The sequence below is a fragment of the Betaproteobacteria bacterium genome (genome assembly GCA_009693245.1).
Taxonomy (GTDB): domain Bacteria; phylum Pseudomonadota; class Gammaproteobacteria; order Burkholderiales; family SHXO01; genus SHXO01.
In genome coordinates, this window is sequence record SHXO01000009.1 from 17,336 (window position 1) to 33,578 (window position 16,243).

Below are 16,243 nucleotides of genomic sequence, written 5' to 3' on the forward strand. Positions count from 1 at the left end.
ATCACTAGCCCCGCCGCCACTCCTGCCAGCGTTCCTTGCCCTCGAATACCGCGATAGAGTCGTGTACCTCGCGGTCCGCCACCCGTTCGAAATTGGGTACGAGGAGTGCATCCAAGCGTTCTTTGCCAATACCAAATGGCGGTCCGCGCGGTGTATCGCCAAAAAAGAAAAAGCCGGCAAGCAAACCACCGGGCTTGACGATCTGGGCCATGCGCTTGCCGTAGCGATCCCACATGCTGGGTGGCAAGGCGCAGAGGAATGTGCGCTCATAGACCACATCGTAGGGTGCCCCGAAACCGAACTCGAAAAAATCGTCGAGTTGGATGATGCTAGCGTGTTTCCCAGAAATCGGTTTTGGAACTGTCTTGCACCACTATTCCCCGCCCTCCGGCCCGTAGAACACGACCCACACCATCAAGTCGTCGCTGAACTCCTCGAAGCGATGGGCTACATTGGCAGGGACGAATAGCATGTCGTTCGGCCCGAAGCGGGTGCGCGTGTCTGCGTTGACGAACCAGCCTGACCCGCGCGCGACAAAGTACAGCTCGTCTTGTTTGTGCGGCGTCTGCACATCGGCACCGCGCGGGGCAAATAACTTGACCAGCATGGAGCCGTGGCGAAACACTCCCGCCGAACGCGGCTTGGCTTCCGGGCCGGGTAGCAAAGCCGAGGCTTCTTCAACAGAGGCTTTGCGCTGATGACTGGGGTGCGCGACAAAGTTTTGTTCGTTACTCGCCATGGGAGTGTCCTCTAGTTTCAAACATTACGCTGACAGCCGAAAATCCACCGCCGGAGGTCGTCCGGCTATCGTGAGCCGCGAGTGTGCCGGAGCGCTGCGAGCGATGACTTGTCCGCGCCTCATCACCAGCAGCCTTTGAGCGCGCAGCCGAATCGCTTCAATGGGATTGCGTGCATCGAGTACGACCAGATCCGCATGGCATCCCGGTGCAATGCCGTAGCCATCCAGTCCGAGAATACGCGCCGGAGTTTCGGTCACCGCGGCGAAGCACGCGGCCATGGCTTCTTGTCCAGTCATCTGCGCCACATGCAGGCCCATGTGGGCCACCTCCAGCATATCGCCCGAGCCAAGGCTGTACCAAGGGTCCATCACGCAGTCGTGACCGAAGGCCACGGCAATGCCGGCGGCGAGCATTTCCGGCACGCGCGTCATACCGCGCCGCTTCGGATAAGTATCGTGGCGTCCCTGAATGGTGATGTTGATGAGCGGATTGGCCACCACTGACACGCCGGCTTCCTTGATGAGTGGAAGCAGCTTGGACACATAGTAGTTGTCCATGGAGTGCATGGAGGTCAAGTGCGATCCGGTCACGCGCCCCTGCAACCCTAAGCGCTGCGCATGGTCGGGTTCCTGGATGTAGTTGTCGAACACGGAAAAGTTCGGCGCCTGAGGCTTGCCCGAAGAACCCATGAGGAAGGAAATCTTCGGGTAACTCTTGGCGGCTTTGCGTGCGGCGGCTTCCACCGCGAAGGATTCTCCCACGATCAACTGATGTCCCGCCTCGGCATACTGGCGCAGCACCCTTTCGTAATCCGCGTTGGCCACGCTTTCGGAGAAGACTTATTCGATGTCTCCACGCGACTGCGCGGCGTTCAGCGCTTTGTGAATGCGGCTCACCCACTGCTGCTCCACGGGGACCGTGTAGATGGCGGCCACTTTGATCTTGGCTTGCGCGCGCAGCCCGCCGGAAAGTCCCAGGGCGGTAGCGGCTATGAGTAAATTGATAAGTGCTCTCTTGTTCATTTTTCCTACGTTAGACAATTGGACTGCCTCGGTTAGACCGCCTCGCTTAGACCACTTCAGTTGGCCACGCCGGCTCGTTCCAGAACCGCGTGCAGTAACACGTTACATCCCGCTTCGATGTGCTCGGCTTTCGCATCTTCAATTTCGTTGTGACTGATGCCGTCCTTGCACGGAATGAAAATCATACCAGCGGGTGCCAAGCGTGCCATGAAGATGGCATCGTGGCCAGGTCCCGATATCGTGGGCATGTTGGAGTAACCAAGTTTCTCGGTGGCGCGCCGCACGGCGCCGATGCAAGCCTCGTGGAAGGGCACGGGTGGGTAGTAGGACACTTCTTTCAACTCGATGGGCAATCCCGTGTCCTTGCCTACTCTGGCCATGAAGGCGCGCAGGTCCGCGTCCATGCGGTTGTGGGTGTCTTTTTCTGGATGGCGAAAATCGATGGAAAACTTCACTTGCCCAGGGATGACGTTGCGGCTGTTGGGGAAAACCTGCACGAAGCCCACGGTGCCGCGCCCGTTGGGGGCATAACGGTTGGCGATGGCCACCACTTCCTGCATGATGCGGGTTGCGGCTTGCAACGCATCCTTGCGGGTTTCCATGGGCGTGGAACCCGCGTGAGATTCCAAGCCGGTGACGATGCAGTCGTACCAGCGCAGCCCCATCACCGCTTCCACCACGCCGATCACTTTGTCGTTGGCTTCCAGCACGGGGCCTTGCTCGATGTGCGCCTCGAAGTAGGCGCCGATGGGATGTTGGCCAGGTTCCTCGGTTCCGACGTAACCGATGCGGGCGAGTTCCTCCTTCACGGTTTTACCGTTCACGTCCTTGGAGTTGTAGGCGTGCTCCAAGGTGAAGTCCTTGCAGAACACGCCCGAGCCCATCATCACCGGCACGAAGCGCGAGCCTTCTTCATTGGTCCAGAAGATGACTTCCAAAGGCGCTTCGGTTTGCACCTTGGCGTCGTTCAATGCGCGCATCACTTCAAGCCCCGCCAGCACGCCGTAGTTGCCATCGAACTTGCCCCCCGTCGGTTGCGTGTCGATGTGGCTGCCCATGCAGATGGGCGGCTTACTGTTATCGCGGCCCGGGCGGCGCATGAAGCAGTTGCCGATCTTATCGATGGTGATTTGCAGCCCCGCTGCCTTGGCCCAAGACACGACGAGATCGCGCCCCTGTTTATCCAAATCGGTGAGGGCCAGGCGGCATACGCCGCCCTTGGGCGTGGCGCCGATCTTGGCCAGTTCCATGAGCGAATCCCACAGGCGCTGGCCGTTGATGCTCAATGTATCTGTGCGCATAGGTGCTCCTAGCAAAATAAGTCTTCTTGGGCGGGACGTATCAACGCGCTGGCCGGCGCCGGCCGCCCGAATGCCTGGGACGGTACACCGGAGACTATCACCATGGGCAAACCTTCGCTGCCCTCTCCCATGACGAGGGTGGCCGCACTGGCGATTTGGTCGGCAATCGCCACTTGCGTGATGCGCAGCGCACGGCCGAAGCGGTCAGGCTTCCCGCGCTGGTCGGCAAGCGGCATCAGCCCCGCGCAACCGATGCACACGCCGCACACGCCCATGCGCCACGCGCGCCCAAAACTATCGGTGATGATGATCGCGACGTCAGTGCCCGTGCGCTTCATGATGGCTTCACGCAAGCGCGCCGCGCTGTGGTCCGGGTTTTCCGGCAGCAGCAAGACTCGGTGATCGCCCCCTTCTACGTTGGATTGATCGATGGCCGCGTTGGCCACCACAAATCCCAACCTGTGCCGCACGATGAGCACGTCCTTCACACAGCGCACCACGGCAGTAGCTTCGCGCAACACCACTTCCACGTAACGCGCATCCTTTGCGCACTTCCCCGCCAGTTCCAGGGCTTTCGTACTGGGCTCAACGCTGTCGAGATCCACATAACGGTTTTCGGATTTCGACACCACCTTCTGGCACACCGCCACCACATCGTGCTGCGCGAGCGCGATGGCGTTGCGCTCCAGGGCCTCGATGAGGATGTCCTCGATCAACTGGCCGGGACGAACTTCTCCGATGCCTTGGAGTGCTCTGAGCGTTAGACAGGGTGTTCCTCCATCGGCCTCTTCGTAAATCATGACATGCTCTTTCCCTCACCCTCAGTCCCTCTCCCTCATCCCCATCCCTTCTCCCGGAGGGAGAAGGGAGCGTCGTGCTTCCCGCCCGAGCGGGAAGAATGCCGAGTGGGAAGTAAAAAGCCCTTCTCCCTCCGGGAGAATGGTGGGGATGAGGGAAACCATTTTGAATAAATTCTCCATGCCATCGATTAGGAAATCCTCAAGTACCGAAGCGCTCACGCAGCAAGGGCAGCACGCTTTTCGCGTATAGCCGAAGAAACCGCTCTTGATCGGGCCCAGGGGCGTGGAAGACCAGGTGATTGAACCCCAGATCGATATAGGGCTCGATGTTCTCTACGTGCTCCTCCGGGTCCGTGGAGACGATCCAGCGCTTGGCGGTGCGTTCCACGGGCATAGCGTCAGAGAGACGCTCAATTTCCATGGGGTCCTCCACGTTCATTTTTTCTTCCGGCGAGAGCGCCAGCGCGCCCCAATGACGCGTGTCGTGTAGGGCGCGGTGGTGCTCCGTATCGAAGGACACTTTCATTTCGATCATGCGGTCGATGTCGTCCTGGGCGCGGCCCGACTTCGCCAGCCCTGTCTTCAAGCTGGGCATCAGCGTGTCTCGGTAAAGTCCCTCCGCCTTGCCGCTGGTGCAGATGAAACCTTGCGCGTGCTCGCCCGCGAATTGGGCAATGACCGGCCCTGCCGCCGCTACGTAGATGGGCACGGCCTCCTCCGGGCGGTTATAGATGGTTGCGTTTTCCGTGCGGTAATACTGTCCGCGAAAGGACACGCGTTCTTCTTGCCACAACTGCTTGATGAGCGCGATGGATTCGCGAAAGCGCGCCGTGCGCTCCTTCTGCTCTGGCCACACCATGCCGCTCGCCGGCGTTTCGTTGAGCGACTCGCCAGTTCCCACGCCCAGCACAATACGGCCGGGAAACATATCCCCCAAGGTGCCGAAGGCCTGAGCGACGACGGAAGGGTGATAGCGAAAGGTGGGAGTGAGCACGCTGGTACCCATGACGATGCGCGAAGTGCGCGCGCCGAGCGCTCCCAGCCACGATAGGGAAAAGGGCGCGTGGCCACCCGTGTGCCGCCAGGGCTGAAAGTGATCGCTGATGAACACCGAGTCGAAGCCCAGTTCCTCCGCTAAGCAGGCGTACTCCAATAACTGCTTGGGCGAGAACTGTTCGGCGGAGGCTTTGTATCCGAGTTTGAGCATGATTTACCGAAGGGATGGGATCACTTTCGACCCGTAGGTGGCGATGATGTTTTCCTCGTCGCCGTTGTCCAGATAAATGTTGAACTGCGTGATGCCGGCCGCTTTCAGCGCGTGCAGCTTGGTTACGTGCTGTTCCGCGGTTCCCAGCACGCAGAAGCTCTCCACCACGTCCGGAGTGATGAAGTCCAGATATGGGTTGTCGCTTTGGCCGTGCTTGGAATAGTCGTAACCGCGCCGCTTCTCGATGTAGGCCGTGAGACTTTCGGGAACGGCGTGCGCATCCTTGCCGTACTTCTCCACGATGTCCGCCACGTGATTGCCCACCATGGCGGGAAACCACTTGGTGGCCTCGAAACATTGTTGCGCGGATCCAAAGTACGCGGGCGCGGCAGCCATGGAGCGATACTTCGACATGTCGCGCCCCGCGGCGCGTCCCGCGGCCAAGGCTTGGTCCGTGAACCATTTACACAGGCCCACATCGGCGATTTGCAGCACCAAGCCATCCGCATTTTCACCGGCACACTTCAGCGCTTGCGGGCCGTACGCCGCGATCCACGCGGGCATGTCGTATCCCGCTGCCCAGGCCAATTTCACTGGATTCTGGCATTCCGGATAACTCACGTCCTCGCCGCGCGCCATGGCCTTCATCGCGCGCACGAACTTGGCGACCCGCTCCAGGGTCGCGGGCTTATTGCCCATAACCCGCCGCGAGCTGTCGCCGCGCCCAACGGCCACGTCCATGCGCCCGCCGCTTTGCTTGGCGAGCGAGGCGAACAAGGAACCGGCCACCGACCAATCGCGCACGTCCGGGTTGGTGACCAGCGGCCCGAAACGCATGGTGCGCGTGTGTTCCATGCACATGGCGATGGCCGGGTAGCACTCGCGCCACAAGATGTGCGAATCGTAGAACCAGCAATAGCCAAAGCCCGCGTGCTCGGCCATGCGCACGAGATAGCGAGCCCTGTCCGGTTCAACGAAGCCCTTGAAGGTGATGCCGAACTCCATGGACGAACTACTCGCTTCTCTGAGTCCTCGGTCCGCGCCGTTCGGGAATCTCGAACAACTCCAAATCCCCCGGCGTATCCACGTCGCGCGCGAGAAAAGGCAGATGCAGCCGCTGCGTGCGATAACCGCGTTGCTTGGCGGCGATCTCGTGCATCAGGGCCGAGCCAGGGCCATAGCGGAACGGGCAGGCATTGGGGGCGGGCAGCAGCAGCGCGTTGGTGCCTCCGTCCACCGCTTCGGCAATGACCACCGTGCGCCCGATACTGGCGACGAACAAGTCCTGCACCTCGCTCGCCTCCCACACCGCCACGTCCGCGGCGACGATGAGGGTCGAGGTGAACCCGCGCTCAACCGCCCACAGAGCCGCGGCTTCCACGGCGGCGTTCAATCCTCGGCGATGGGTTTCGCGCAGCACTTGCGCGCCTTGGCGCAGGCTCGCGAAGGCGATGGATTCGGATTCCGTCACCACCAACCGGGGCATCGTTGGGTGCTGCTTGGCAAAGAAGGAAAGCGTGTTGGCGAATAGCATCCTGGCCAAGTTCTCGCGCTCCTCCGCGTGCATCGCGGCACTCAGGCGCGTCTTGGCGCTGGCGGGGTCTTTCATGGGAACGATCAGCAGCGTGCTCATGAGGCCACCTGCGCGCGAGCGCGATGCAGAAACGCGACGGGACTCACTCCAGGCTTGCGCTCCACCAGCGGGGGAATCTCGGGCGGATCGTGATCGTCGAAGACTTCCAGCGTGCGATAGAGCGTGTCTCGTTGCACGGGAATGCGGCCCGCCGCGCGGATGATCTCCACCATTTCCAGCGGCGTGATCTCCTGGCCGTGCTTGGCGCCCGCCGCGCGCGAAATGCTCTCGTTCATCAAGGTGCCGCCCATGTCGTTGGCGCCGCAGGTGAGAATGGCTTGCGCCGTTTGCGGCCCGAGCTTCACCCATGAGACTTGGATGTTGTCGATGAACCCCGCGAGCATCAAGCGCGCAACCGCGTGCATGCGCAGATGTTCGTCCAGGGTGGGGCCAGGCCGTGCATCTTCATGCTCCGCGAACAAGCGCGTCTGGTCGTGGATAAAGCCCAAGGGCACGAATTCGGTGAAACCGCCGGTGTCCTTCTGAATGGAGCGAATCAAATCGATGTGCGCCGCCCAATGTCGCGGGCCGTCGATATGGCCATACATGATGGTGGCGGTGGAGCGCAGGCCCACGGCGTGGGCATCGCGCACGATGCTTACCCACTCTTCGGCGGAGAGTTTGTTGCGCGTGAGCTGCAGGCGAATCTCCTTGTCGAGAATTTCCGCCGCCGTGCCGGGGATAGTGCCCAGACCCAGCGCTTTCAATTCGCTCAGCAAGGCGCGCGGCGTCATGCGCGCCTTCTTCGCGCCATACCATATCTCGAAAGGCGAGAAGGCGTGAATGTGCATGCGCGGCACCTTGGCCTTCACCGCCTCCACCAAGCGGTGGTAGTAATCCGCGGGAAGATCCGGATGCAACCCGCCTTGAATGCACACCTCGGTGCCGCCGCGCTGCCACGCTTCTTGCGCGCGGCGCGCCACTTCCTCCAGGGACAACCACTGCGCTTCGGGCGCTTCCCGGTGCACCCCAAAATTGCAGAAGCGGCACGCCATGTAGCATACGTTGGTGAAGTTGATGTTGCGCACCGTGACGAAGCTCACGTTCTCGCCCACAAGCTGGCGGCGCACTTGGTCGGCGGTGGCGAGCAAGGCGGCGAGATCGGCGTCTTGCGCCCGGAACAGCACCTCACCTTCCTCCCGGGAGATCTCCTTGCCTTCGAGCGCGCGCTCCAATATGGCACGCACTTCCGTGGAGGCCTTGTTTAGCGCGTCCGTCATGACAGCACCTGTGCGCTCGCCATGCCGCTCGGGCCGGCCATTCTCGACAGGAGATGAGCCAGACGCGGGTCGAGAAAACGGCTGCCTTGCCCGGGCTTGAGATAGCGCGGATAGACCGTAAGGCGCTCTTGCAACCCGTATCCCTTCGCCTGGGTGCGCCGGGCGAGTTCCGCGATCGCGGGCCAGGCGCGCTCGGGGTTGATGTAGTCCAAGGTGAGCGGCGAGATGCCGCCCAAATCGTTGATGCCGCAATCGAGATAGGACTCGAAGTCATCTTCCAGATTGGGCGGTGCTTGCAGGCTAATTTCTGGCGAGAGCAACAGCCGCGCGACTGCCAAGGTGCGTTCCATGTCATCAAGGGAAGGTTCTGGATGGTTCGCCATGGGCGTGCCGGGTTTGGCGCGAAAATTCTGCACGATGACTTCCTGGATGTGGCCGTATTTGCGATGGCACTGGTCGATGGCGGCGAGGCTCTCGATACGCTCCTCCCAGGTCTCGCCGATGCCAATCAAGATTCCCGTGGTGAACGGTACGCCGGCTTTTCCAGCCGATTCCAAGGTGCGCAGGCGTTGCACAGGCGTCTTGTCGGGGCACGCGTGGTGCACCTGCCCCGCGCCGGTCAAGCGGCGGCTCACGTTCTCGATCATCATGCCCATGCTGCCGGACACGGATTTGAGCGCCAACAAATCCTCCACCGTGGCCGTGCCCGCGTTGACGTGCGGAATGAGCGAAGTCTCGCGCAGAACCAAGGCGCACATATCGCGCAGGTAATAGAGGGTGCGTTCGTAGCCCAGTTTGGCCAGCGCAGCGCGCGCTTCCTGGTAACGCAGCTCTGGCTTTTCGCCAAGGGAAAACAGCGCTTCCTTGCAGCCCAGCCGTTCGCCCTTGCGCGCGACGTCCAGCACTTCTTCCGGTGTCATGTAACGCGCCCCCGCTTGCCCCGGCACCTTGTAGAAAGTGCAATAGCCGCAGGTGTTGCGGCAATAGGTGGTTAGCGGAATGAAGACCTTGCGCGAGTAACTCACAGTCTTACCCCAGTGCGCATCCGCCGCCGCGCGTGCGCGCGAACGCACGTCCTCCAAGCGTTCGGCTTCTAGGCCCGCCACAGCGTTTGCTTCTTGCACCGTAAAGCTGGTCATGTCTCCTCTAATCTTCCTTGCGTTCCGTCCCCGGCTTAATTCCCTCCCCCGCTTGCGGGGGACCTCTCATTCATTCCCTCCTCCGCCTGCGGGGGAGAGCTAGGGTGGGGGCAGATTCTTACTTCAGTTGCGGAAACGCGAACTGCGCTCCCTTCGCAATACTATCCGGCCAGCGCTGCATCACCGCTTTCTGCCGCGTGTAAAAGCGAACGCCCTCGGGGCCGTAGGCGTGATGATCGCCGAAGAGGCTCTTCTTCCATCCGCCGAAGCTATTGAAGGCCATGGGCACGGGGATGGGCACATTCACCCCCACCATGCCCACCGGAATGTGGTGCGCGAATTCGCGGGCCACGCCTCCATCGCGGGTGAAGATGGCCACGCCGTTGCCATATTCATTCTCGTTGATCAACTTCACCGCACCGGCCAGATCCGGCACGCGCACCACGCACAGCACCGGGCCGAAAATCTCCTCGCGGTAGATGCTCATGTTCGCTTGCACGTTGTCGAACAAGGTGCCGCCCACGAAGAAACCTTTCTCCAGCCCAGCCACCTTGCAGGCGCGGCCATCCACGGCGAGTTTAGCGCCTTCGGCCACGCCCTTGCCGATGAGCGTCTCGATGCGCTGCTTGGCAGCACCGGTTACGACCGGGCCCATCTCGACGCCCGGCTGGTGCCCTTCGCCGATCTTCAGCGCTTTCACGCGCGGTTCCAGCGCGTTCACCAGCTTGTCGGCCGCGTCGCCCACCGCCACGGCCACGGAAATGGCCATGCAACGCTCGCCCGCGGAACCGTATGCCGCACCCATCAACGCATCGCAGGCCTGGTCCAGATCGGCGTCAGGCATGACGACCATGTGATTCTTGGCGCCGCCCAGCGCTTGTACGCGCTTGCCGTGAGCCGCGCCGGTCGCGTAAATGTACTTGGCCACGGGCGTGGAACCCACGAAACTCACGGCCTGAATATCTGGATGGGCGAGAATCGCGTCCACCGCTACTTTATCGCCTTGCACCACGTTGAATACGCCATCGGGCAGGCCCGCTTCCTTGAGCAGATCGGCCATCATCAGGCTGGGCGAGGGATCGCGCTCCGAGGGCTTCAAAATGAAAGTGTTGCCGCAGGCAATGGCCACGGGGTACATCCACATGGGCACCATCACCGGGAAATTGAAAGGCGTAATCCCCGCGCAAACGCCCAGTGGCTGGCGAATGGACCATGCGTCGATGCCGCGGGCCACCTGCTCAGTGATCTCCCCTTTTAGAAGCTGGGGAATCCCGGTGGCGAACTCCACCACTTCGATGCCGCGCATCACTTCGCCCACGGCATCGGAGAACACCTTGCCGTGCTCGTCGACGATCAACTCCGCCAGCGCATCGCGCTTGTCTTGCAGCAACTGAAGATAGCGAAACAGGATGCGCGCGCGGCCCAAGGCGGGCGTTTGCGACCAAGCTGAAAAGGCTTCCTTGGCGTTGGCCACCGCCGCCGCCACTTCTGCCTCATTTGCTAAGTGCAACCGCCCCGCCACGCCGCCGTGGGAGGGATTGAAAATATCCCCATGGCGCCCGGACTGCGATGGCACGCGCTTGCCACCTATGTAATGGGTGACGTCGTACAACTTGGTTGTTTGGGCGGGGGGTGGGTTTAGTACGGCGGACATGGCCTAGCCTCGGTCAAATTGCTCTGGGAGGATGGTAGCACTTGACAATGGCCGCGGTGTGCAGGCCTGGCGCCTTAGTAGTGGTAGCGCAACTGCGCCAGGAGAAGGCCGTCACCTTCGATCTTGTAGACCATGCGGTGTTCGTCGGTGATTCGCCGTGACCAATATCCAGATAGGGCATGCTTTATGGGCTCAGGCTTGCCAACCCCGGCGAACGGCTCGCGCTGTGTCTCGCGTATCAGCTTGTCGATTCTCTCCAGCATACGTTTGTCTTGCTTTTGCCAGTAGAGGTAATCTTCCCATGCCTCATTCGCGAAGATAAGTTTCACTTGGCCAGCTTTCGTGCAACGCCTTTACCGGAGTTCAACTGGTTGGCGGCCGACAACAGGCGCTTCGCATTAGCCGGGTTCCTCAGTAGATACGCCGTTTCTTCCAAGGCCTTGAAGTCCTCGAGTGAAAGCATTACGACGGACTGCTCGCCGTTGCGAGTGATGATCAGAGCTTCATGGTTATTGCACACCCTGTCCATCGTGCTGGCGAGGTTTGCGCGTGCCGCGGAGTAAGTTATGGTGTCCATTGGGGAGCACTCTTTTAATGTACGTGTAATTGTACATAACAACGAGCGGTGGTTGAATACGGAAACGCTGATTAAGCACGTTCGCCCTGATCGTGAGCCTGTCGAACGATCGAAGTGCATTCCTGGCAATACGTTGGCCTGACTAAGCCTTCCGTTCATGGTTCGACAAGCTCACCACGAACGGAAGGCTTGACCGGTGATTCTTTAGCTCGTTCCGTGACGCGCGGAGGATCTTGGTTGTCCCTATGGGATGGGGCCGTCTTTCTTGGCGTTGGCGCGAACGAGGCGCAGGATCACGTCCACCAACATCGCGGCCACGCTGCGTTAACTCGGTGCGCCTTCTTGAAACCTCTACGGCATAACCAACAGCCTAGCCTTGATAGGCGCCCCCGCAGGCTGGAAGAAGAGAAGATCCGAGAAACTGATACGATGCATTCATCGTCGACGAACGACTCAGGGCTGATGCCGTCCCCAAAAAAGAAGCGCAAGACCCCAGCTAACCGGCGCATATCCCTTGACCGCCTGGAGGACTTGGGTGTGCGCATGAACAGCTTGCGAACCGAGGGCGAGATGCGAGCATTCCTCACCAAAGAAGTGGCAGCAATATTTGGCACACGGCGTGTGTTGCTAGTGCTCGAAACGCCAGGCGGGCCGCTGATCGCGGGCTCGGTTATACCGCGTAGCGAGCGCCCACCGGCGCTGCTACAAGCCATCACGCCCTGGCTCGATTCAGCCCGCACGAACCGCTCGTGCAGTCTTCGCCAAGGTCCCGAGGGCGCCAAGCCGGTAGCCCAACGCAGTTGTCTCCTGGCCCCTTCTCCCGGAGGGAGAAGGGCTTTTCCTCCCTCGCCCTCCGGGAGAGGGAACGAGGGTGAGGGAAACGGTGGCAATGAACCTGGCCTGTCACGTATTTGGGAATGCTCAATAGACGCCGCCAGAGCCGGTTAATCGTTCTCCTCGCCGAAGAAATCGAGAATCCGCCGCAGCGCCCACTCCGGCTTCTCTTCGGGAATCCAGTGGCCGCAGCCATCGGCCACCCCGCCGGTCACGTTCTCCGCCACGCGCCGCCAAGATTCGATCGCGAGCATGCCGCGGCCGCGGCCCTTGTCTCCGCCATAGCAAAGAACCGGCATTGCCAGCTTTCCCTGCGCGAGGAAAGCCTCGTTGTCCTTCACGTCCCGCGGCGTGGCGCGGTAGTAGTCGAACCCGGCGTGCATCGCTCCCGGCTGGCGGTAGCAGCGGATGTACTCGGCCTGCGCCTCGGGCGAAATCACGTCCGGCCGCGCACCCCACATCTTGTAGAAGAAGCCGAGATAGATATGCTCGCGCCCGGCGGTGAGTTCCTCTGGCATGTCCGCTTCCCAGTGAAAACCGTGGTGCCAGCGATTGTTGAACATTACCGGCGTGCCATCACCCGGCACCGGCACATCGAGGATCACCATGCGGCGCACGGCGTCGCGGTGCTGCGCCGCGAGCGCATAGGCCGTGGGGCCGCCCCAGTCATGGCCAACCACGAATAGCCGCTTCTCGCCCAGCACGTCGTGCATCAGCCGCCACACGTCGTTGGCCACGGTCTTCTTGTCATAGCCGGTTGCTGGTCGTGATGAATCGCCCAGGCCGCGCAGATCGGGCGCCACGACACGGTAGCGCGCGGCCAGCCCGGGAATGATGTCACGCCACATGTGCGAGGTCTGCGGCCAGCCGTGGAGTAGTACCACCGCGGGCCCCTTGCCCGCGATCAGATAATGCAGTCGCACATCGCCGAGGCCGGCGTTCTCGTGACGAATGGATTCAGTCATGGCATGCAAAGTGAATGTCGAGGCGTAATCATCGCATATCAGCCCTTGCGCGGCTTTTCCGCAGCATAGAGTTTTAACGGCCTTCCAGTCCACTTGGATGCGGCTGCCTTGAACCTGATTACCCTATTTCCTGCTGAGGTCCCGGCATTGCATCTGCGTGGCCGGGGCATCTTTGCGGGTATTGGCATCCGCACGAAGATCTGCCCAGCGGTAGTCGCGCGGATCGCGCAAGGGGGCCGCAGTTTTTGCCACGCTGACTAATGTATCGCGGCGGCCCTCAGCCGCGCACGGCGAAGTATGGCATTAGTTCTTCACCCAGCGTAGCATTGTACAAATGTGGTCTGTCCTATTTCGGATCATAGTCCGCGCTCACTGCAAAGAAGGCTTATGTCGGTACAATCTCCGCTCACAGACTTTGTTTTTCCGCAAACCTATGGGATACGCCCGCAAAGCCGCCGCCTTCTTGACCGCCGACGAGTATCTGGCGCTGGAAACGCGTGCCCGCACCAAGCACGAGTATCTCGAAGGGGTGATCTATGCTTGGCAAGGGCAAGTACCGGAAAGCATGGCTGGGGGTTCTCGTGCCCACCATCGCATTTCGCTCAACATCGCCACGGCGCTGAACGCGGCGTTGCAGGGCACTCCTCGCGCACCCTACATGGCGGACATGCGGTTGCGGGTCGCCGCCGCCGCGGGCCGCACCGAGACCGCGTATTTCTATCCGGACGTTTTGTCCATTGCGGGCCGCCGCTCCCAGCGCAAGCAACCGAGATTGAAAATCCAAAACTGCTCATCGAAGTGCTGTCACCTAGCACCGAGGAATTCGACCGCACGGAAAAGTTCGCGGTCTACGGCACGATCGCGAACCTCGAGGAATTGGTGTTCGTCAATTCGCACCCACCATACGGCATCGAGGTCTATCGCCGGGGGGGTGGACGGGTCACTCGTCCTCATCGAATCCGGCGATGCGAAATTGCCGTTGGCAAGCGCCGGCGTCACTATGACGCGAGGGGCCGTGTTAGCCGGAGTGTAAGGTGGCTATGAGCAGATAGCGCGTCATGTGCCGCGCCTCCCTTCCAGATCATCGGTAATCGGCCGGTGATTCGCAGCTCACCCCTGGCCGGTTCAAATTGCGCGAGAATAATCCCTCGTTAAATCCCACGCTGAGTGCCCCGTGCCCCACACCATCCAACCCATCGATCCCGCCAAGCCCATCTTCGGCGGCGAGGTTTCAGGCATCGACCTGACGCGCCGCCTCACAGACGCCGAGGTAGCCGCCATTCACGCCGGCATGGACCGCTTTGGCGTGCTGGTGTTTCACGACCAGCACCTGGAGGACGAGCAACAGGTCGCTTTCAGCCGCCAGCTTGGGCCGCTCGAACAGGCGACTGGGGACATCATGCCAGTGCAGGACCGCCGCTTGAGCATGGAAGTGAACGACATTTCCAACCTCGACAAGCACGGCGAGTTGCTGCCCCGCGACGACCGGCGCCGCTTGTTCGGTTTGGGCAATATGCTTTGGCACTCGGACAGTTCGTTCAAGGACGTGCCGGCCAAGTATTCTCTGCTCTCGGCGCGCAAGATTCCGCCAACCGGCGGCAATACCGAGTTCGCCGACATGCGCGCCGCCTACGATGCGCTGGACGATTCTTCGAAGCGGGAAGTGCACGACATGATCTGCACGCACAGCCAGATTTTTTCGCGCGGTATTCTGGGCTTTGATGACTTCACCGAGGCCGAGCGCGCGAAGTGGGCGCCAGTACGCCAGCGCCTGGTGCGGAGGCATCCCACCACCGGGCGCTTGTCGCTGTACCTGTCGGGCCACGCCGGCACGATTGAAGGCTGGCCGGTGCCCGAGGCGCGCTCGTTTTTGCGTGACCTGATGGAACACGCAACCCAGCGCCAGTTCGTCTACGCGCATGTGTGGCGCCAATGGGACCTGGTAATGTGGGACAACCGGGTGACGATGCACCGCGCGCGCCGCTACGATCCGCGCGATATGCGCGATATGCGCCGCACGACGATGACCAATGAGGTATCTAGCATGGCACAGGCGCCGGTCTGAGGCGGCGTACTACGCAACAGCCACCCTTTCGGGCAGCTTAGGTTTGTGGCTTATCCCCGCTCTTGCGCGCCAGCGGAATCACCGCTGCAAGAAATTCAGCGGCAAGCCTGGGCAATGCCATTGCATGGCATATAGACGGCCTAGGCCCGACGAGGTGATGTATAGCGTTCTCAGATCCGGGCCGCCGAAGCACACATTGGTGACCATGAGATCGAACTCTGGTACCGGTATGCGCGCGCGCACCACGCCGTCTGGCGATATGGCCGTCACGCAGCCGGTACCCAAGGTGGCGACGACGACATTGCCTTCAGAATCCATGGCCAGCGAATCCAGGCGCTCGTAACCGGTGAACTTGTACAGCAGGCGGCCGGGCCAAAAGGCGTGCGGCGCGGGGCCCAATTTGCCGGGGCTTTCGATATCGAAGGCCCACAAGCGCGCTGCGCCAGTCTCCGCGACGTAGAGCGTGGAATCGTTCGCCGAGAGGCCAATACCGTTGGGTGTGTCGATGGGATGAACGATCTCGCGAATGGAGCTGCCGTCGGGCCGGGCGTAATAGATTGACCCCCGGTCTATGGAGCGCCCGCGGCGCTTGCCTAGATCCGTGAAATAAAAACCACCATTGGCATCGAACACCAGATCGTTGGGCCCCTTCAATGGTTCGCCGTTGCAAGCGGTGTAGAGAGTTGCGACCTTGCCCGATTCGATATCCACCGCCTGGATGCTGCCGCCCTGGTAATCGGGTGCCAAGGCATCACCAGGACGCAGGATGGGGCCTTGCGTAGTCCATTGAAATCCGCCGTTGTTGCATAGGTACATGCGGCCATCCGGGCCCATGGCCGCGCCGTTCGGGCCGCCGCCGCAATGGGCGATTACGCCGATCTCGCCTTCGGGAGTCACCCTGCTGAGTGTGCGGCGCTCGATCTCGACCAAGATGACCGAACCATCCGCCATCGCAACTGGTCCCTCAGGAAATCTCAAGCCCCGGCAAATTTCCTTCATGTCGTTCCTTTCCTTCCTCGGCGAAGTTGCTCACGTGCCTCGCATTATGCGCGAGCACGGGGGAATGGCGCCGAACCTTGCAAGACG

Annotated in this window: 17 protein-coding genes and 1 pseudogene; 2 read left to right on the plus strand and 16 right to left on the minus strand. The window is 61.2% G+C overall.

The genetic code is table 11. The annotated features are described in order from the left end of the window. Positions 1-4: 4 nt before the first annotated feature. The 15 genes and pseudogenes from EXR36_02600 to EXR36_02670 form a co-directional block, all read right to left on the minus strand. Positions 5-349 carry a hypothetical protein gene (locus EXR36_02600; protein MSQ58551.1) on the minus strand — a complete coding sequence of 115 codons (345 nt, stop codon included), beginning with the start codon at positions 347-349 and terminating at the stop codon, positions 5-7. Positions 350-373: 24 nt separating this feature from the next. After that, entirely contained in the window at positions 374-739 is a 366-nt protein-coding gene (locus EXR36_02605; GenBank protein MSQ58552.1) for a cupin domain-containing protein, read from the minus strand. 24 nt (positions 740-763) lie between these two features. Continuing rightward, positions 764-1,351 (minus strand): annotated as a pseudogene (locus tag EXR36_02610) (cytosine deaminase). Positions 1,352-1,579: 228 nt separating this feature from the next. Next, positions 1,580-1,762, minus strand: coding sequence for a hypothetical protein (locus EXR36_02615; protein MSQ58553.1), 183 nt, complete (start codon positions 1,760-1,762; stop codon positions 1,580-1,582). A 56-nt stretch (positions 1,763-1,818) separates the two neighbouring features. Then, positions 1,819-3,063: a Zn-dependent hydrolase gene (locus tag EXR36_02620; GenBank protein ID MSQ58554.1), complete on the minus strand. Its 1,245-nt coding sequence runs from the start codon at positions 3,061-3,063 to the stop codon at positions 1,819-1,821. 8 nt (positions 3,064-3,071) lie between these two features. Next, on the minus strand, positions 3,072-3,863 hold the full coding sequence (gene cofE / locus EXR36_02625) for a coenzyme F420-0:L-glutamate ligase (protein MSQ58555.1): 792 nt from the start codon (positions 3,861-3,863) through the stop codon (positions 3,072-3,074). A gap of 199 nt (positions 3,864-4,062) precedes the next feature. Beyond that, entirely contained in the window at positions 4,063-5,070 is a 1,008-nt protein-coding gene (gene fgd, locus EXR36_02630; GenBank protein MSQ58556.1) for a glucose-6-phosphate dehydrogenase (coenzyme-F420), read from the minus strand. Between the two features lie 3 nt (positions 5,071-5,073). Continuing rightward, positions 5,074-6,075 carry a TIGR03842 family LLM class F420-dependent oxidoreductase gene (locus tag EXR36_02635; protein ID MSQ58557.1) on the minus strand — a complete coding sequence of 334 codons (1,002 nt, stop codon included), beginning with the start codon at positions 6,073-6,075 and terminating at the stop codon, positions 5,074-5,076. Between the two features lie 7 nt (positions 6,076-6,082). Further along, a complete protein-coding gene (cofC, locus tag EXR36_02640) occupies positions 6,083-6,703 on the minus strand; it encodes a 2-phospho-L-lactate guanylyltransferase (protein MSQ58558.1) in 621 nt (206 codons plus the stop codon). Next, positions 6,700-7,923 (minus strand): 7,8-didemethyl-8-hydroxy-5-deazariboflavin synthase subunit CofH, encoded by a 1,224-nt coding sequence (gene cofH / locus EXR36_02645; GenBank protein MSQ58559.1) that lies wholly within the window; start codon positions 7,921-7,923, stop codon positions 6,700-6,702. The genes cofC and cofH overlap by 4 nt, the downstream gene beginning before the upstream one ends. Then, positions 7,920-9,062 carry a 7,8-didemethyl-8-hydroxy-5-deazariboflavin synthase subunit CofG gene (cofG, locus tag EXR36_02650; GenBank protein ID MSQ58560.1) on the minus strand — a complete coding sequence of 381 codons (1,143 nt, stop codon included), beginning with the start codon at positions 9,060-9,062 and terminating at the stop codon, positions 7,920-7,922. Before cofG ends, cofH begins: the two co-directional genes overlap by 4 nt. A gap of 118 nt (positions 9,063-9,180) precedes the next feature. After that, positions 9,181-10,716 (minus strand): CoA-acylating methylmalonate-semialdehyde dehydrogenase, encoded by a 1,536-nt coding sequence (locus tag EXR36_02655; GenBank protein MSQ58561.1) that lies wholly within the window; start codon positions 10,714-10,716, stop codon positions 9,181-9,183. A 74-nt stretch (positions 10,717-10,790) separates the two neighbouring features. Further along, positions 10,791-11,045 carry a Txe/YoeB family addiction module toxin gene (locus EXR36_02660; protein MSQ58562.1) on the minus strand — a complete coding sequence of 85 codons (255 nt, stop codon included), beginning with the start codon at positions 11,043-11,045 and terminating at the stop codon, positions 10,791-10,793. After that, the gene (locus EXR36_02665; protein MSQ58563.1) at positions 11,042-11,293 is read right to left on the minus strand and encodes a type II toxin-antitoxin system prevent-host-death family antitoxin; all 252 of its coding nucleotides are present in this window, start codon (positions 11,291-11,293) and stop codon (positions 11,042-11,044) included. Before EXR36_02665 ends, EXR36_02660 begins: the two co-directional genes overlap by 4 nt. A gap of 944 nt (positions 11,294-12,237) precedes the next feature. Next, positions 12,238-13,092: an alpha/beta hydrolase gene (locus EXR36_02670; protein ID MSQ58564.1), complete on the minus strand. Its 855-nt coding sequence runs from the start codon at positions 13,090-13,092 to the stop codon at positions 12,238-12,240. Positions 13,093-13,426: 334 nt separating this feature from the next. On the opposite strand from EXR36_02670, the gene EXR36_02675 reads away from it, so the two are divergent. Together EXR36_02675 and EXR36_02680 are read left to right on the plus strand one after the other, a co-directional pair. Continuing rightward, positions 13,427-14,125 (plus strand): hypothetical protein, encoded by a 699-nt coding sequence (locus EXR36_02675; GenBank protein MSQ58565.1) that lies wholly within the window; start codon positions 13,427-13,429, stop codon positions 14,123-14,125. Between the two features lie 141 nt (positions 14,126-14,266). After that, entirely contained in the window at positions 14,267-15,157 is an 891-nt protein-coding gene (locus EXR36_02680; GenBank protein ID MSQ58566.1) for a TauD/TfdA family dioxygenase, read from the plus strand. A gap of 78 nt (positions 15,158-15,235) precedes the next feature. Here the strand turns inward: EXR36_02680 and EXR36_02685 are convergent, their stop codons facing one another. Then, on the minus strand, positions 15,236-16,156 hold the full coding sequence (locus tag EXR36_02685) for an SMP-30/gluconolactonase/LRE family protein (protein MSQ58567.1): 921 nt from the start codon (positions 16,154-16,156) through the stop codon (positions 15,236-15,238). Positions 16,157-16,243: the final 87 nt, after the last annotated feature.

What these genes read in the sequence shown, in the direction of transcription:
- EXR36_02605 (MSQ58552.1), bottom strand. Translation starts at nt 739, where the DNA reads ATGGCGAGTAACGAACAAAACTTTGTCGCGCACCCCAGTCATCAGCGC.
- EXR36_02615 (MSQ58553.1), bottom strand. Translation starts at nt 1,762, where the DNA reads ATGAACAAGAGAGCACTTATCAATTTACTCATAGCCGCTACCGCCCTG.
- EXR36_02620 (MSQ58554.1), bottom strand. Translation starts at nt 3,063, where the DNA reads ATGCGCACAGATACATTGAGCATCAACGGCCAGCGCCTGTGGGATTCG.
- cofE (MSQ58555.1), bottom strand. Translation starts at nt 3,863, where the DNA reads ATGATTTACGAAGAGGCCGATGGAGGAACACCCTGTCTAACGCTCAGA.
- fgd (MSQ58556.1), bottom strand. Translation starts at nt 5,070, where the DNA reads ATGCTCAAACTCGGATACAAAGCCTCCGCCGAACAGTTCTCGCCCAAG.
- EXR36_02635 (MSQ58557.1), bottom strand. Translation starts at nt 6,075, where the DNA reads ATGGAGTTCGGCATCACCTTCAAGGGCTTCGTTGAACCGGACAGGGCT.
- cofC (MSQ58558.1), bottom strand. Translation starts at nt 6,703, where the DNA reads ATGAGCACGCTGCTGATCGTTCCCATGAAAGACCCCGCCAGCGCCAAG.
- cofH (MSQ58559.1), bottom strand. Translation starts at nt 7,923, where the DNA reads ATGACGGACGCGCTAAACAAGGCCTCCACGGAAGTGCGTGCCATATTG.
- cofG (MSQ58560.1), bottom strand. Translation starts at nt 9,062, where the DNA reads ATGACCAGCTTTACGGTGCAAGAAGCAAACGCTGTGGCGGGCCTAGAA.
- EXR36_02655 (MSQ58561.1), bottom strand. Translation starts at nt 10,716, where the DNA reads ATGTCCGCCGTACTAAACCCACCCCCCGCCCAAACAACCAAGTTGTAC.
- EXR36_02665 (MSQ58563.1), bottom strand. Translation starts at nt 11,293, where the DNA reads ATGGACACCATAACTTACTCCGCGGCACGCGCAAACCTCGCCAGCACG.
- EXR36_02670 (MSQ58564.1), bottom strand. Translation starts at nt 13,092, where the DNA reads ATGACTGAATCCATTCGTCACGAGAACGCCGGCCTCGGCGATGTGCGA.
- EXR36_02675 (MSQ58565.1), top strand. Translation starts at nt 13,427, where the DNA reads ATGTGGTCTGTCCTATTTCGGATCATAGTCCGCGCTCACTGCAAAGAA.
- EXR36_02685 (MSQ58567.1), bottom strand. Translation starts at nt 16,156, where the DNA reads ATGAAGGAAATTTGCCGGGGCTTGAGATTTCCTGAGGGACCAGTTGCG.